Source organism: Streptomyces sp. NPDC054834, assembly GCF_053611185.1.
Genome location: NZ_JBSGZV010000033.1, coordinates 33,952 through 49,412, shown reverse-complemented (window position 1 = coordinate 49,412; position 15,461 = coordinate 33,952). Strand labels below are relative to the sequence as shown.

Genomic DNA, 15,461 nt, shown 5'->3' with positions numbered 1-15,461 from the left:
GGTAAGGCTAAGTTAGGCATCCCTTACCGGAGTGGCGGCTACGGTGCGCCTCGGCAGATATCTCGATGTCGAGATAACTCTAGTACATGGGGGCCGGATGGTCATGCCCGGACCACCCGGGGGTATCCGGGTTGAGCGGCACTCAGTCCGGCGACCGTCGAAGGAGGCAGACATGCCGCTCACGTTCCGCAAGAGCTTCCGGATCCTGCCCGGGGTGCGACTGAACATCAACCGGCACTCCTGGTCCATCACGACCGGCGGCAGGCACAGCCCGCACCACACGCACAGCAGCAGCGGACGTAGTACGACATCGGTGGATTTGCCGGGGCCTTTCGGGTGGCGTCGCACCCGTTCGCGCAGGGAACATTGACGGGGCATCACCCGAACGGACCCCCCAACAGGCGCCATCTCATATCTGAGATAACCTCAACCCCATGGCAGACGACTACCTCGTACGCATCGGCAAGCTCATCCGTGACGCCCGGCAACACCGAGGCTGGACACAGGCGCAGCTCGCGGAGGCGCTCGGCACCAGTCAGAGCGCCGTCAATCGCATCGAGCGCGGCAATCAAAACATCAGCCTTGAGATGATCGCCCGAATCGGTGAAGCCCTGGACAGCGAGATCGTGTCGCTGGGCTATGCGGGTCCGATGCATCTGCGCGTGGTCGGCGGCCGCCGGCTCTCCGGCGCCATCGACGTGAAGACCAGCAAGAACGCCTGCGTGGCCCTGCTGTGCGCCTCACTGCTCAACAAGGGGCGCACGGTGCTGCGCCGGGTGGCGCGGATCGAGGAGGTGTACCGCCTTCTGGAGGTGCTCAACTCCATCGGGGTGCGCAGCCGCTGGATCAACGACGGCGTCGACCTGGAGCTGGTCCCGCCGGCCGAGCTCGACATCGCGGCGATCGACGCCGAGGCGGCGGTCCGCACGCGGTCCATCATCATGTTCTTCGGTCCCCTGCTGCACCGCATGGACCACTTCAAGCTGCCCTACGCCGGCGGCTGCGACCTGGGCACCCGGACCATCGAGCCGCACATGATCGCGCTGCGCCGGTTCGGGCTGGACATCGCGGCCACCGAGGGCCAGTACCACGCGCAGGTCGACCGCTCGATCCGCCCGGACCGGCCGATCGTGCTGACCGAACGCGGGGACACCGTCACCGAGAACGCGCTGCTGGCCGCCGCCCGGCACGACGGCGTCACGGTCATCCGCAACGCGTCCTCCAACTACATGGTCCAGGACCTCTGCTTCTTCCTGGAGGCCCTGGGCGTCAAGGTCGAGGGCATCGGCACCACCACGCTCACCGTGCACGGCGTGCCGGACATCGACGTCGACGTGGACTACTCCCCCTCCGAGGACCCGGTCGAGGCGATGAGCCTGCTGGCCGCCGCCGTGGTCACCGAGTCGGAGCTGACGGTGCGCCGGGTGCCGATCGAGTTCCTGGAGATCGAGCTCGCCGTACTGGAGGAGATGGGCCTCGACCACGACCGCAGCCCGGAGTACGTCGCCGACAACGGCCGCACCCGCCTGGTGGACCTGACCGTCCGGCCCTCCAAGCTGGAGGCGCCCATCGACAAGATCCACCCCATGCCGTTCCCCGGCCTGAACATCGACAACGTCCCGTTCTTCGCGGCGATCGCGGCGGTCGCCCAGGGCAAGACGCTGATCCACGACTGGGTCTACGACAACCGCGCGATCTACCTGACCGACCTCAACCGCCTCGGCGGACGGCTCCAGTTGCTCGACCCGCACCGCGTCCTGGTCGAGGGCCCGACCCGCTGGCGCGCCGCCGAGATGATGTGCCCGCCCGCACTGCGCCCCGCCGTGGTCGTGCTGCTGGCGATGATGGCCGCCGAGGGCACGTCGGTGCTGCGCAACGTGTATGTCATCAACCGGGGTTACGAGGACCTCGCCGAGCGCCTGAACTCGATCGGGGCGCAGATCGAGATCTTCCGGGACATCTGACGGAGCGGATGCCGCCGCGGGCAAGGGGTGCGTGCGGCGGCGTCCGTCGATGGTCAGCTCGGCCGGCGCAGGCCCGCGATGAGGAGGGCGACCAGCCGGCGTGCGTCGTAGCGGGGATCGCTGTCCGCGCCGATGCAGAGGTTCCCTACGCCCCGCATGAGTTCGACGGCCGCCACCTCGCAGTGGATCTCGCCGGAGGCGGTCGCGGCTTCGAGCAGTTGGGTGCACACGGGCACGAGGCGGTCGAGGAAATAGGCGTGCAGCGTGTCGAAACCGGCGTCGCCGGACTGGAGCACGGCGGCGAGTCCGTGCTTGGTGACCAGGAAGTCGACGAAGAGGTCGATCCATTGCCCCAGTGCGGCGTACGGAGTCGCGCTGGTCGCCAGCAGGGCCGGACCGGCCTCGGCGCAGGCCTCGACCTGGTGCCGGTAGACGGCGATGATGAGATCCGCCCGGGTCTGGAAGTGGCGGTAGATCGTGCCCGTGCCGACGCCGGCCTCGGCGGCGATGTCGCGTACCGGCGCGTTCACGCCCGACGTGACGAAGACCGCGGCGGCCGCGTCGAGCAGCGTCTTCTCGTTGCGGCGGGCGTCCGCCCGCTTGGACCGGGCCGCCCGCCTCGCGCCCTCGTCGCCGTCGTTCACCGCATCGCTCCCTTCGCCGCCGCGCCTGCCACGGAACAGTGTTCCTCATCGCCCTGCCGTCGATTTCGGAACAAGGTTCCGTTTTGCCTCATGATGTCAGAGCGCGGCCGGCCGACCAAACGGCGGGGCGCATTGCCCTCTTGACGCCACGGCGCCCGCTTTATGCCCATACGCCATCCTGTTTCTTAGTAAGGAGGCCGGAGGGATGGCAGGAATCGGGGAAGGGGAACCAGTCAAGCAGGCTCAGCTTCCCGGCCTGCGCCAACGCCTGCGCGCCGAGTTGGGCCGCATCGACGATCAGTTGCGCGCCCTGCTGGACGCCATGGACCGGTTGCAGGGCCTGCTGGACGCGGTGGTGGCCATCAGCCGGGAGGTCGAGCTGCCCGCGGTGCTGCACCGCATCGTGACCACCGCCATGGAACTGGTCGGCGCCCGCTACGGGGCTCTCGGCGTACTCGACGAGTCCGGAGACCACTTGCAGCAGTTCATCTCCGCCGGTCTGTCCGAACAGGAACACACCGCGCTCGCCGAGACCGACTCCCCTCTCGGTCCGGGAGCCCTCGGGCACCCGATCCACGACGCCGGGCCCCTCCGGCTGGAGAACATCCCGGCCCATTCGCCGTCCTCCGGGTTTCCGCCCGGCCACCCGCTCCCGCACGGCCTGCTCGGCGTCGCCATCAGTGTCCGTGGCGAGACCTACGGTGACCTCTATCTCTCCGAGCGGCGCGAGTCGCCGGTCACGACCTGCTCACCGACATGATCACCCTTCAGGCGTTCAACGGCTCCTCGGCGCTGACCGCCCTGCTCCTCGCGGCGGCCGTCAGCGAGCGCAACCAGTCCCAGAGGGAGATCGCGCGAGCCTGCGGACAACTCGCCGAGATGGTGGCCAAGGTCGCCACGGGAGGCCACCTCGCCCCGCTCCCCGACGGTGTCGGCAACAAGGACGGGGAGGAGGAGCACGACGGACGGACCAGACGACCGAGGTAATCACGGTCACTGCTGGACCAGGGTCACGTCCCGCTGCCGGACGGCGTGGAAGTACGGCAGCGGGAGGCCGTTCTGGGGGCGCAGTTCCAGGATGGTGGCCTCCACGTGTGCCACGCCGGGCCGGACCGCGTCCCCCGGGATCCGGCCGGAGTTGTTCCAGCGGTGCTCCGCGCCGTCGCAGCGGGCGACGGTCCCGCCGATGCCGTGTGTGACGGACAGGGCGCTCTGGCCGACGGACGAGCTGACGAAGACCGGACCCGTGCCGGCGGTGCAGCGGTAGGTGCCGGAGAGGCTGACGGTGCCGTCCGCGGCGACGCGGCCCGTCGGGTCGACCGTGACGGTCTCGTACGGGTCGGCGGCCGCGGGGGCGACGGCCGCGGCGAACAGCAGCACCGGGGCGGCGGCCGCGGTGAGCAGCAGCACGGCGGCACCGGCGGCCGCGCCGAGGACAGGGCGTACGGGCATGGGCTGACTCCCGGATCGTGCGGTGGGGTTCCACTGGTACCTGCATCGGGTGGGCCCGGGCGTGACCGTCACCCCATCGGTGGCGCGTCACGACATCGGTGGCGCGTCACGACGGTTGTGGAACGGTCCCGGAGCCGTCCGCGTGTTGACACACTTCGCGGCGGGCCGTTCCGGCCGGGCCCCGGGAGGGCGCATGGTCTCTTCTACCGGGCGAACGGATGTGCCGCCCCGGCACCCGTTCCGTCCGATGCGGAGGTGCGCCATGTGTTCCCACCAGTGCCCGTCCCACGACAGCGGCGCCCCCCATGTGGTGGCCGCACATCCGGAGCAGGGCTGGAGTCTCCTGTGCGACGGGAAGATCGTCTTCGACGACACCGGTGAGCTGCTGCCCGACGGCCGGATCGTCGCGCCCCACCGGGTGTCGGCCGAGCGGCTCACCATGGCGGCCTGACCGGCTCGGTCCCCATCGTCACGGGAGCACGGCGAACCCGTCGAGTTCCACCGTCGCCCGGTCGTCCCACAGTCGTACGACCTCCACGACGGCCATCGCGGGGTAGTCGCGGCCGGCCAGCCTCCGCCAGACGCGTCCCAGTTCGGGCGCGTGGCGGCGGTAGGCGGCGACGTCGGTGGTGTAGACGGTGACGCGGGCGAGGCGGTCGGGGGTGCCGCCGGCCGCGCGCAGGGCGGTGAGCAGGTTGCCGAGGGCCTGCTCGAACTGTTCGGGGAGGGTGTCTCCGAGGACCTTGCCGTCGGGGTCGAGCGCGGTCTGGCCCGCGAGGAAGACGATCCGGGCGCCGGTGGCGACGACCGCGTGGGAGAAGCCGGTGGGCGGGGAGAGCTCGGGCGGGTTGACACGCTCGACGGTCATCGGGCCTCCAGGTGGGCGTACAGCTCCTTGGCGATGATCCCGCGTTGCACCTCGCTGGCGCCCTCGTAGACGCGTGGGGCGCGCACCTCGCGGTAGAGGTGTTCGAGGAGGTGGCCGCGGCGCAGGGCGCGGGCGCCGTGCAGTTGGACGGCCGCGTCGACGACGTACTGCGCGGTCTCGGTGGCGAGCAGCTTCGCCATCGCCGAGCGCTTGGGGACGTCCGGGGCGCCGGCGTCGTACGCGGTCGCCGCCGCGTACACCATCAGGCGTGCCGCGTCCGTGCGCAGCGCCATCTCCGCGACCCGGTGGGCGACGGCCTGGAGATCGCCGAGTTTGCCGCCGAAGGCCTCGCGGCGCGCGGTATGGGCGAGGGTGGCGTCCAGCGCCGCCTGTGCCATGCCGACCGCGAAGGCGCCCACGCTGGGCCGGAAGAGGTTGAGGGTGCCCATGGCCACCCGGAAGCCGCGGTCCGGCTCGCCGAGGACGTCGTCCGCGGTGACGGGTACGGCGTCGAAGTCCAGGCTGCCGATGGGGTGCGGGGAGAGCATCTCCAGCGCGGCGCCGGTCAGTCCGGGGCGGTCCGCGGGCACCAGGAAGGCGGTCACGCCGCGGGCGCCCGCTGCGGGGGTGGTGCGCGCGAACACGGTGTAGAGATCCGCCTCGGGTGCGTTGGAGATCCAGCACTTCTCGCCGGTGAGCCGCCAGCGCCCGGGACCGTCGGGCCGGGCCGTGAGGGACAGCGCCGCCGCGTCCGATCCCGCCCCCGGCTCGCTCAGGGCGAACGCGGCCACCGCGCTGCCGTCGGCCACACGGGGCAGCCAGTGCTCCCGTTGGGCCGGTGTGCCGTGGGCGTGGACGGGGTGGGCGCCCAGGCCCTGGAGGGCCAGGGCGGTCTCGGCCTCGGTGCAGACCTGGGCGAGCGACTCGCGCATCAGGCACAGGTCGAGCGCGCCGGAGGTGAACAGGCGGGCCGGCAGACCGAGGCGGCCGAGTTCGGCGACGAGCGGGCGGTTGACGCGGCCTGGCTCGCCCTTCTCGGCGAGCGGGCGCAGCCGTTCGGCGGCCAGTGTGCGCAGTTCGGCACACCAGGCCGTCTGCTCCGGTTCGAGCGAGAATGCGGGCATTCGCCGGTCTCCTCTCCCGTGTCTCTCCTCGCCTCTCCCCCGACGGTATCGCGTCAGGTTGACTGTCGTCACCAACGCGATACGCTCGCTTGCGCGAGCCCACCGTCAAGGCCTGTCCGGCAAGGGGGCGAACCGCCATGCATGTCTCGGCCCACGTCGACACCTTCGCGCGCGACCACCTCCCGCCGCCCGGCGAATGGCCCGAGCTGCGCTTCGATCTGCCGGAGCTGCGTTACCCCGATCGGGTGAACTGCGCGGCCGAGCTGCTGGATCACGCCGCCCCCGGCCGCCCGGTGTTCCACACCGTCGAGGGCCCGTCGTGGACGTACGGCGACCTCCGCGCCCGCGTCGACCATGTGGCCCACGTCCTGACCCGCGACCTCGGGGTGGTCCCGGGCAACCGCGTCCTGCTGCGCGGCCCGACCACGCCGTGGCTCGCCGCCTGCTGGCTGGCGGTGCTGAAGGCGGGCGCGGTCGCGGTCACCGTGCTGGCCCAGCAGCGGCCGCACGAGCTGGCGACGATGTGCGAGATCGCCCGGGTGGGGCACGCCCTGTGCGACATCCGCGCCGTGGACGACCTGGCGAAGGCCGAGATACCGGGCCTGCGGATCACGACGTACGGCGGAGACGCGCCGGACGACATCCTCCACCGTGCGACGCCCGCGGCGCCGTACCGGGCCGTGGACACCGCCTGCGACGACGTGGCGCTGATCGCGTTCACCTCCGGCACCACCGGTCGCCCCAAGGGATGCATGCACTTCCACCGGGATGTGCTCGCGATCGCCGACACCTTCTCCAGGCATGTGCTCAGACCCCGGGCGGACGACGTCTTCACCGGCAGTCCCCCGCTGGGCTTCACCTTCGGCCTCGGCGGGCTGGTCGTCTTCCCGATGCGGGCCGGGGCCAGCTCCCTGCTCCTCGAACAGGCGGGCCCCAGGCAGCTGCTGCCCGCGATCGCCGGGCACCGCGTGTCGGTGCTGTTCACCGCGCCGACCGCGTACCGGGCGATGCTCCAGGAGCCCGCCGGCCACGACCTGTCGTCCCTGCGGCGCTGTGTCTCCGCCGGCGAGAACCTGCCCGCCGCCACCTGGCGGGCCTGGCAGGAGCGCACCGGCCTGCGCGTCATCAACGGCATCGGCGCCACCGAGCTGCTGCACATCTTCGTCTCGGCCGCCGACGAGCACATCCGGCCCGGGACGACCGGCCTGCCGGTACCGGGCTGGCAAGCACGGGTGCAGGACGAGCACGGCGACCCCGTGCCCGACGGCGAGCCCGGTCTGCTGGCGGTACGCGGACCGATCGGCTGCCGCTATCTCGCCGACCCGCGGCAACGGGAGTACGTGCGTGACGGCTGGAACCTCACCGGTGACACGTATGTCCGGGACGGCGACGGATACTTCCGTTATGTGGCCCGCGCCGACGACATGATCATCTCCGCCGGTTACAACATCGCCGGCCCGGAGGTGGAGGACGCACTGCTGCGTCACCCGGACGTGGTGGAGGCGGCGGTCGTCGGACGGCCGGACGAGGCGCGCGGACAGATCGTGGTGGCGTACGCCGTGGTGCGGGAGGGCGCGGCGCGGGACGCGGAGGCGCTGCGTGCCTTCGTCAGGTCCGAGCTGGCGCCGTACAAGTGCCCGCGCGAGTTCGTCTTCCTGGACGCGCTGCCGCGCACCGCCACCGGCAAGCTACAGCGTTTCCGGCTGCGCACCAAAGGTGACCAGCAGTGATGTCGAAGACCTAAAATGATCAACGTGTCCGAGCAGCACGCCCCCCGGTCCCTCATCGTCACGCTCTACGGCGCGTACGGCCGCTTCATGCCCGGCCCGGTGCCCGTCGCCGAGCTGATCGGACTGCTGGCCGCGGTCGGCGTGGACGCGCCCTCCGTGCGCTCGTCGGTGTCGCGTCTGAAACGGCGAGGACTGCTGCTGCCGGCCCGCACCGCCGGAGGCGCGGCCGGGTACGCGCTCTCACCCGAGGCCGTGCAGCTGCTGGACGACGGCGACCGGCGCATCTACGCCACGGCGGCCCCGCAGGACGAGGGCTGGGTGCTCGCGGTGTTCTCGGTGCCGGAGTCGGAGCGGCAGAAGCGGCACGTGCTGCGCTCCCGGCTGGCCGGCCTGGGCTTCGGCACGGCGGCCCCGGGGGTGTGGATCGCACCGGCCCGGCTGCACGAGGAGACCCGGCACACCCTCCAGCGCCTCGGGCTCGATCCGTACGTCGACTTCTTCCGCGGCGACCACCTGGGCTTCGCGCCCACCGTCGAGGCGGTCGCCCGCTGGTGGGACCTGGCGGCGATCGCCAAGGCGCACGAGGCGTTCCTCGATGTGCACGCGCCCGTGCTGCACGCCTGGGAGCGGCGCTCGGACACCCCGCCCGAGGAGGCCTACCGCGACTACCTCCTCGCCCTCGACGCCTGGCGTCACCTGCCCTACACCGACCCCGGTCTGCCCGCCCGGCTGCTGCCCGCCGACTGGCCGGGGGCGCGCTCCGCGGCGGTGTTCCAGGGGCTGCACGAGCGGCTCAGGGACGCCGGGGCAGCCTTCGCCGCAGTATGACCCTGGTCACATCATGCGCCGCTAACGGAACCCTCAGGTTCCTCTGTCCCTCTTCTCAAGTTTCTTACCTAGCGTTCAACGATCGCCGGCCGGGTAAGAAAGAGGACTGTTGCGCATGACCACCACGGCAAGGGCTCAGGGAGCCACCGTCTGGCTCACGGGGCTGCCGAGCGCGGGCAAGACGACCATCGCCCGTCTCCTCGGCGACCGGCTGAAGGCCGCGGGACACCGCGTGGAGGTCCTCGACGGCGACGAGATACGCCGCTTCCTCTCCGCCGGCCTCGGCTTCTCGCGGGCGGACCGCAACACCAACGTGCAGCGCATCGGCCTGGTCTCCGAGGTGCTGGCGCGCAACGGCGTGCTGTCCGTGGTCCCGGTGATCGCGCCGTACGCCGACAGCCGCGACGCGGTGCGCGCCCGGCACGACAAGAGCGGGACGCCCTACCTGGAGGTGCATGTCGCCACCCCGGTCGAGGTGTGCGGCGAGCGGGACGTGAAGGGCCTGTACGCCAGGCAGGCCGCGGGCGAGCTGACGGGGCTGACGGGGGTCGACGACCCGTACGAGCCGCCGAGCGACCCGGCGTTGGTGCTGCGGACCGAGCGGCAGACGCCCCGGGAGTCCGCGGACGCGGTGTACGCGCTGCTGGCGGAGCGGGGGCTGGTGTGAACCACCCCCTCTCCCACCTGGACGCGCTGGAGTCCGAGGCGGTGCACATCTTCCGCGAGGTGGCGGGCGAGTTCGAGAAGCCGGTGATCCTCTTCTCCGGCGGCAAGGACTCCATCCTCATGCTGCACCTGGCGCTGAAGGCGTTCGCCCCGGCCCGCCTGCCGTTCGCCCTGCTGCACGTGGACACCGGGCACGACTTCCCCGAGGTGCTGGAGTACCGGGACCGGACGGTCGAACGGCACGGACTGCGCCTCCATGTGGCCTCCGTACAGGACTACATCGACCGCGGTGTGCTCAAGGAACGCCCCGACGGCACCCGCAACCCCCTCCAGACGGTGCCGCTCACGGAGAAGATCCATAGTCGATCGGTGTGCGCCTGGCCGGCCGGCGGGACGTCTCGCGCGACGACATGATCACCGCCGGGCCGGACGCGCCCGCACTCTCCCGGGACGTCACGGCGGCCGTGTGCCACCTGGCCGACCGCCCGCTGCGGGTCGGCGACCGGGTACTGCTCAAGCACACCACCCGAACCGTCAAGGCGGTCGTCCGGGAGCTCGCCGGCGCCCCCGAACTGACCGCCGACGACCTGGGCCGGATCACCCTGCGCACCGCCGAACCGCCGGCCCTGGACGACTACGCGGTCTCCCGGCGCACGGGCGCGTTCATCCTGATCGACCCGGCGGACGGCGCCACGCTCACCGCGGGCATGGCGGAGGTCAGCTCCCCAGAGTGAGCCGGGGCTTGGGGGCGTCCGTGCGTCCGGTCTGCGGGCGCCGGCTGCCCGCCCGGTAGGGGGCGGGCCAGACCACGCCCGGGCCCTCGTAGCCCTGCTCGGCCGCCGCGTGCAGCGTCCAGTGCGGGTCGTACAGGTGCGGGCGGGCCAGCGCGCACAGGTCCGTGCGGCCCGCGAGGATCAGGGAGTTGACGTCGTCCCAGGAGGAGATCGCGCCGACGGCGATCACGGGGATGCCCGCCGAGTTCCGGATGCGGTCCGCGAACGGTGTCTGGTACGAGCGCCCGTACTCCGGCCGCTCCTCGGCGACCACCTGCCCGGTCGAGACGTCGATCGCGTCGGCGCCGTGCGCGGCGAAGGCGCGGGCGATCTCGACGGCGTCCTCGGCGGTGTTGCCGCCCTCGGCCCAGTCGGTGGCGGAGATCCGCACGGTCATGGGCTTCTCCCCCGGCCACACCCCGCGTACCGCGTCGAAGACCTCCAGCGGGAAGCGGAGCCGTCTCTCCAGTGAGCCGCCGTAGGCGTCCGTGCGCAGGTTGGTCAGCGGGGAGAGGAAGCCCGAGAGCAGATAGCCGTGCGCGCAGTGCAGTTCGAGCAGGTCGAAACCGGCGCGGGCGGCCCGCAAGGCGGCGGCCGCGAACTGCTCGCGGATGTCGGTCAGCTGGGCGCGGGAGAGCTGGCGCGGGGTCTGGCTGCCCGGTCGGTACGGCAGCGGGGAGGCGGCCACGACCGGCCAGTTGCCGTCGGGCAGCGGTTCGTCGATGCCCTCCCACATCAGCCGGGTCGAGCCCTTGCGGCCGGAGTGGCCGAGCTGCACGCCGACCGCGGTGCCCGGGGCCTGCTCGTGCACGAAGTCGGTGATCCGCCGCCAGGACTCGGCCTGCCTGCCGGTGTACAGGCCGGTGCAGCCGGGGGTGATCCTGCCCTCCTCGCTCACGCACACCATCTCGGTCATCACCAGCCCGGCGCCGCCGAGGGCCCGGGAGCCCAGGTGGACGAGGTGGAAGTCACCGGGGACGCCGTCCTTGGCCGAGTACATGTCCATGGGTGAGACGACCACCCGGTTGCGCAGGGTCAGGCCGCGCAGCCGGAACGGCGTGAACATCGGGGGCGTGCCCGGCGGGCAGCCGAACTCGTGCTCCACGGTCCCGGTGAAGCGGGCGTCGCGCAGCCGTAGGTTGTCGTGGGTGACCCGGCGGCTCCGGGTGAGCAGGTTGAAGGCGAACTGGCGGGGCGGCTGGCCGAGGTACAGCCGGAGGTTCTCGAACCATTCGAGGCTGGCGCGGGCGGCGCGCTGGGTGGAGGCGACGACGGGCCTGCGCTCCGCCTCGTACGCGGTCAGCGCCTCGGCCTGGGTGGGCTGTTCCGTCAGGCAGGCGGCGAGCGCGAGGGCGTCCTCGACGGCGAGCTTCGTGCCGGAGCCGATGGAGAAGTGGGCGGTGTGGGCGGCGTCGCCGAGGAGGACGACGTTGCCGCAGGACCAGCGGTCGTTGACGACCGTGCGGAAGGTGGTCCAGGCGGAGTTGTTGGAGCGCAGCGGGCGGCCGCCGAGTGCGTCGGCGAAGAGCTTGGCGCAGCGCTCGACGGACTGCTGCTCGTCCATCTCCTCGAAACCGGCGGCCCGCCACACCTCCTCACGCATCTCGACGATCACGGTGGAGGCGCCGAATTGATTCTGTGGCCCGGGGGGCCTCGTTGAGGGGTGGTGGTCGGGAGACGGGTGGGCATACGGGTAGCCGTGCAGTTGCATCACGCCGTGCTCGGTCTCGGCGATCTCGAAGCGGAAGGCGTCGAACGCGAAGTCGGCGGCGAGCCATATGTAGCGGCAGCGGTGCGTGGCCACACGGGGCCGGAACACATGGGCGTAGGCCTCGCGGGTGGCGCTGTGCACACCGTCGGCCGCGATGACGAGGTCGTACGCCTCGGAGAGCCAGGCCGGGTAGGGGGCCTCGCTGCGGAAGCGCAGTTCCACGCCGAGGTCACGGCACCGCTTGTGCAGGATTTCGAGGAGGCGCTTCCTGCCGAGGGCGGCGAAGCCGTGTCCTCCGGAGGTCTGGCGGGTGTTGCGGTGGACGATGTCGATGTCGTCCCAGCGGACGAAGTCCCTCTGGAGGGCCTCGTAGACCACCGGGTCGGCGTGTTCTATGCCGCCGAGGGTCTCGTCGGAGAGGACCACGCCGAAGCCGAAGGTGTCGTCGGGGGCGTTGCGTTCCCAGAGGGTGATTTCGCGGGTGGGGTCGAGGCGTTTGAGCAACGCCGCGGCGTACAGGCCGCCGGGGCCACCACCGATCACGGCGACCTTCATGTCACCTCCCGCGCCATTTCGGGGGGCGCTTCTCGGTGAACGCCGCGTGGAACTCCGCGTAGTCCTCGCCGTTCATCAGCAACGCCTGCGTGGAGGCGTCCAGCTCGACCGCTGCCGCCAGGGGCATGTCCAGTTCGGCCGTGAGGAGTGCCTTCGTCTGGGCGTGTGCCAGGGCCGGACCGTCGGCGAGGCGGCGTGCGAGGGCCTGCGCCGCTTCGTCCGCGCGGCCCTCCTCGGTCATCTGGCTGATCAGGCCGATCCGCTCGGCCTCGGGTGCCCGCACGGGCTCGCCCAGCATCAGCAGGCGGGTGGCGTGGCCGAGGCCGACCACGCGGGGCAGCAGATAGGCCGCGCCCATGTCGCCGCCGGACAGGCCGACCCGGGTGAAGAGGAACGCGAACCGGGCGCTCGGGTCGGCCACCCGGAAGTCCGCCGCCAGGGCCAGGACCGCTCCCGCCCCCGCCGCGACCCCGTGCACTGCCGCGATCACCGGGAAGGGGCACTCCCGTACGGCCCGCACGACCTGCCCGGTCATCCGGTTGAAGTCGAGCAGCTGGGCGGTGTCCATGGCGAGGGTGGCGCCGATGATCTCGTCGACGTCGCCGCCGGAGCAGAACCCGCGGCCCTCGCCGGCCAGCACCAGGGCCCGGACCGACCGTTCGCGGGACAGCTCGGCGAGCAGGTCGCGCAGGTCGGCGTAGGCGCCGAAGGTGAGGGCGTTGAGCTTGTCGGGACGGGCCAGGGTGACGGTGGCGACCCCGTCCGCGAGCGCGACGCGCAGGTGCTCCCAGTGGGCGGTGCGGGCGGCGGAGCCGGTGAAGGGACTCATGACGTGCGGCCTCCCTGGGCAGCGGTGCCACGTGACTCATGCTGGCTCTACCCCACGAAGCTATCACCTATTTGTGACTGTCGTCATGAGTGCGCGACAGAGTCGGTGGGCACGACATAGTCGGGTGGGCGCGACAGAGGTGGGCGGCCGAGTCGGGCGGTCCGCATGAGCCCGGTCACATCGGTCACAGGAAGTCGACACTCCGGTAACAGCGGGACCCCGTGTGAGAGGCGGGGCGTCGGCCTGGGTAAGCCGCCCGGTACCGGGAGCCGAAGGCTCCCTGCGGTGCCCGTCGAGGGACTCTGTAGTCGGGCCCCGTACCATGCATACGGTTGAAAGCAGGACAGCCTGCTCCATGAACGGATCCGCCTTGTACGAACGCCCCTCAGCCCCCGCCTCCTGGCGCGTCGCGCTGCCGCACACCGCCGCCGCGGTGCCCGTGGCCCGTGCGCTGGTCCGCACGGCGCTGGCCGAGCAGGAGCACGCGGCCGACTGCGACACCGCGGAGCTGCTCACGGCGGAGCTGGTGGCCAACGCGGTGGAGCACACCGCGGGCACCGGCCCGATCGAGCTGGTGGTGGAGATCGCCCCCACCGGCTGCCGGGTCGAGGTGCACGACCCGGACCCCGCGCCGCCCGGCCATCTCACCCGTGCCGTCATCGAGCCGCCCGATCCCTGGCAGGAGGGCGGGCGCGGTCTGCTGCTGATCCGCGCCCTCAGCTCGGCCTGCGGGCACCGGCCCACCGAGGCGGGCAAGGCGGTGTGGTTCAGACTGCCTGTGGTGCCCGCTCAGCGGCGTCCCGCGTGACCCCGTCCGTGGCATCGGCCTCGGCCCCGCCGGCGGCCAGCCGGGAGTTCCGGCGCCCGTAGCCGGCGTACACCCCGAAGCCCACCGCCAGGAACACCGCGAACTGGACCCAGGTCGTCCAGCCCGTCTCGTACATCAGGTACAGGCAGAAGCCGACGCCGAGCAGCGGGACGACCGGGTACAGCGGCACCCGGAAGCTGCGGGCGAGGCCCGGCTCGCGGCGGCGCAGGGCGATCACCGAGACGTTGACGACGGCCATGACGGCGAGCGTGCCGATGGTGCACAGGTTCATCACGGCGTCCAGCGAGGCGAAGGCCGCCGGGACCGCGAAGACGATCGCGACGATCAGCGTGCCGGCGACCGGGGTGGCGGTCTTCGGCGACACCTTCGCGAAGACGCCCGGGATCAGCCCGTCCCGGGACATCGACATCAGGATGCGGGTCTGGCCGTACATCACGGCGAGCACCACGGAGGCGATGGCGACGACCGCGCCGAAGGCGATCACCCCGCCGCCGACGGCCGAACCGGTGACCTCGCCCACGACGTACGACAGCGCGGCGGGCCGGCCGGCGACCTGGTCGCCGCCGATGGCACCGATCGCGGCGAGCGCGACCGCGCAGTACAGCAGGGTGACCACAGCCATGCAGACGAGGATCGCCACCGGGATGTCCCGGCGGGGGTTCTTCGCCTCCTCACCGGCGGTGGTGATCGCGTCGAAGCCGATGTAGGAGAAGAACGCGGCCGTGGTGCCCGCGCCGATGCCGCCGAGGCCGGCGGGTGCGAACGGGGTGAGGTTGCCGTCCTTGAAGGCGCTGAAGCCGATGACGCAGAAGGCGACGAGGATGGCGATCTTGACGGCCACCATGGCGGCGGTGGCCCCGGCGCTCTCGCGGACGCCGCGCACCAGCAGCACACAGCCCATGGCGATGACGATCACGGCGGGCAGGTTGACCACTCCGCCGTCGCCCGGTCCGGCGCTGAGGGCGGCGGGCAGCTGGAGGCCGGTGAGGCTGTGCAGGAGTTCGTTGACGTACTGGCTCCAGCCGACGGCGACCGCCGAGATGGAGATGCCGTACTCCAGCAGCAGGCACCAGCCGACCAGGAAGGCGGTCGACTCGCCGAGACCGGCGTAGGCGAAGGAGTACGACGATCCGGAGACCGGGATGGCGCCGCCCAGCTCGGCGAAGGAGAAGGCGGTGAAGACGCAGGTGATCGCCGCGAGGACGAAGGAGACGACGACGGCCGGACCGGCCTGGGCGACCGAGTCGGACAGGCCGACGAAGATGCCGGTGCCGACGATCGCGCCGACGCCGAAGCAGATCAGCTGGAAGAGGCCCATGGTGCGCTTGAGTCCGTGGCCTTCACGGTCGGCGCCGGATTCGGCGACGAGGAGCGCGGGGGGCTTGATGCGGGGAGCGGGCATGCGGGTGGTGCTCGTTTCTGATGGTGCGGGTGCGACCGGGTTCGTCGCGGCGGTGGCCCTGGAAGGGGTGGCTCCGGGCCGCCGGT

16 protein-coding genes and 2 pseudogenes are annotated in these 15,461 nt (G+C 71.8%); 11 read left to right on the top strand and 7 right to left on the bottom strand.

The features are described from left to right. Positions 1-172 precede the first annotated feature (172 nt). Complete coding sequence (locus tag ACWGJM_RS33680) at positions 173-370, top strand: DUF4236 domain-containing protein (protein WP_453415550.1); 198 nt, start codon at positions 173-175, stop codon at positions 368-370. Between the two features lie 64 nt (positions 371-434). After that, positions 435-1,964: a helix-turn-helix domain-containing protein gene (locus ACWGJM_RS33675; protein WP_453415549.1), complete on the top strand. Its 1,530-nt coding sequence runs from the start codon at positions 435-437 to the stop codon at positions 1,962-1,964. A 53-nt stretch (positions 1,965-2,017) separates the two neighbouring features. Here ACWGJM_RS33675 and ACWGJM_RS33670 read toward each other — a convergent pair whose 3' ends face one another. After that, complete coding sequence (locus ACWGJM_RS33670) at positions 2,018-2,608, bottom strand: TetR/AcrR family transcriptional regulator (RefSeq protein ID WP_453415548.1); 591 nt, start codon at positions 2,606-2,608, stop codon at positions 2,018-2,020. Positions 2,609-2,813: 205 nt separating this feature from the next. Here ACWGJM_RS33670 and ACWGJM_RS33665 point away from each other — a divergent pair, with 205 nt between their 5' ends. Together ACWGJM_RS33665 and ACWGJM_RS33660 are read left to right on the top strand one after the other, a co-directional pair. Further along, positions 2,814-3,368, top strand: a complete 555-nt coding sequence (locus ACWGJM_RS33665) for a GAF domain-containing protein (RefSeq protein ID WP_453415547.1) — start codon at positions 2,814-2,816, stop codon at positions 3,366-3,368. Beyond that, complete coding sequence (locus ACWGJM_RS33660) at positions 3,365-3,595, top strand: hypothetical protein (RefSeq protein ID WP_453415546.1); 231 nt, start codon at positions 3,365-3,367, stop codon at positions 3,593-3,595. Before ACWGJM_RS33665 ends, ACWGJM_RS33660 begins: the two co-directional genes overlap by 4 nt. Before the next feature lie 6 nt (positions 3,596-3,601). Here ACWGJM_RS33660 and ACWGJM_RS33655 read toward each other — a convergent pair whose 3' ends face one another. Further along, on the bottom strand, positions 3,602-4,060 hold the full coding sequence (locus ACWGJM_RS33655; RefSeq protein WP_453415545.1) for a DUF6299 family protein: 459 nt from the start codon (positions 4,058-4,060) through the stop codon (positions 3,602-3,604). Positions 4,061-4,322: 262 nt separating this feature from the next. Here ACWGJM_RS33655 and ACWGJM_RS33650 point away from each other — a divergent pair, with 262 nt between their 5' ends. Next, positions 4,323-4,511, top strand: a complete 189-nt coding sequence (locus ACWGJM_RS33650) for a DUF5999 family protein (RefSeq protein ID WP_453415544.1) — start codon at positions 4,323-4,325, stop codon at positions 4,509-4,511. Between the two features lie 18 nt (positions 4,512-4,529). On the opposite strand, the gene ACWGJM_RS33645 is transcribed toward ACWGJM_RS33650, so the two are convergent. Both ACWGJM_RS33645 and ACWGJM_RS33640 read right to left on the bottom strand, forming a co-directional pair. Then, on the bottom strand, positions 4,530-4,928 hold the full coding sequence (locus ACWGJM_RS33645) for a RidA family protein (protein WP_453415543.1): 399 nt from the start codon (positions 4,926-4,928) through the stop codon (positions 4,530-4,532). Next, entirely contained in the window at positions 4,925-6,052 is a 1,128-nt protein-coding gene (locus ACWGJM_RS33640) for an acyl-CoA dehydrogenase family protein (RefSeq protein WP_453415542.1), read from the bottom strand. Before ACWGJM_RS33640 ends, ACWGJM_RS33645 begins: the two co-directional genes overlap by 4 nt. Before the next feature lie 137 nt (positions 6,053-6,189). Between ACWGJM_RS33640 and ACWGJM_RS33635 the strand changes: the two genes are divergently transcribed. The 5 genes and pseudogenes from ACWGJM_RS33635 to ACWGJM_RS33615 all read left to right on the top strand — a co-directional run. After that, positions 6,190-7,782 carry an AMP-binding protein gene (locus ACWGJM_RS33635; RefSeq protein WP_453415541.1) on the top strand — a complete coding sequence of 531 codons (1,593 nt, stop codon included), beginning with the start codon at positions 6,190-6,192 and terminating at the stop codon, positions 7,780-7,782. A gap of 15 nt (positions 7,783-7,797) precedes the next feature. Then, positions 7,798-8,610 carry a PaaX family transcriptional regulator gene (locus tag ACWGJM_RS33630; protein ID WP_453415540.1) on the top strand — a complete coding sequence of 271 codons (813 nt, stop codon included), beginning with the start codon at positions 7,798-7,800 and terminating at the stop codon, positions 8,608-8,610. A 115-nt stretch (positions 8,611-8,725) separates the two neighbouring features. Continuing rightward, a complete protein-coding gene (cysC, locus tag ACWGJM_RS33625; RefSeq protein WP_453415539.1) occupies positions 8,726-9,277 on the top strand; it encodes an adenylyl-sulfate kinase in 552 nt (183 codons plus the stop codon). Further along, positions 9,274-9,669: pseudogene (locus ACWGJM_RS33620) on the top strand (phosphoadenosine phosphosulfate reductase domain-containing protein); the annotation flags it as partial. The gene cysC and the pseudogene ACWGJM_RS33620, both read left to right, overlap by 4 nt. Beyond that, positions 9,639-10,010: pseudogene (locus ACWGJM_RS33615) on the top strand (elongation factor 1-alpha C-terminal domain-related protein); the annotation flags it as partial. The pseudogenes ACWGJM_RS33620 and ACWGJM_RS33615, both read left to right, overlap by 31 nt. On the opposite strand, the gene ACWGJM_RS33610 reads toward ACWGJM_RS33615, so the two are convergent. After that, positions 9,994-12,315 (bottom strand): bifunctional salicylyl-CoA 5-hydroxylase/oxidoreductase, encoded by a 2,322-nt coding sequence (locus ACWGJM_RS33610; protein ID WP_453415538.1) that lies wholly within the window; start codon positions 12,313-12,315, stop codon positions 9,994-9,996. The pseudogene ACWGJM_RS33615 and the gene ACWGJM_RS33610 sit on opposite strands and share 17 nt — an antisense overlap. A 1-nt stretch (position 12,316) precedes the next feature. Further along, positions 12,317-13,144, bottom strand: coding sequence for an enoyl-CoA hydratase family protein (locus ACWGJM_RS33605; protein ID WP_453415537.1), 828 nt, complete (start codon positions 13,142-13,144; stop codon positions 12,317-12,319). A gap of 355 nt (positions 13,145-13,499) precedes the next feature. Here ACWGJM_RS33605 and ACWGJM_RS33600 point away from each other — a divergent pair, with 355 nt between their 5' ends. Then, positions 13,500-13,952 carry an ATP-binding protein gene (locus tag ACWGJM_RS33600; protein WP_453415536.1) on the top strand — a complete coding sequence of 151 codons (453 nt, stop codon included), beginning with the start codon at positions 13,500-13,502 and terminating at the stop codon, positions 13,950-13,952. Here the strand turns inward: ACWGJM_RS33600 and ACWGJM_RS33595 are convergent. After that, entirely contained in the window at positions 13,912-15,375 is a 1,464-nt protein-coding gene (locus ACWGJM_RS33595; protein WP_453415535.1) for an amino acid permease, read from the bottom strand. The genes ACWGJM_RS33600 and ACWGJM_RS33595 overlap by 41 nt on opposite strands. Between the last annotated feature and the right edge of the window lie 86 nt (positions 15,376-15,461).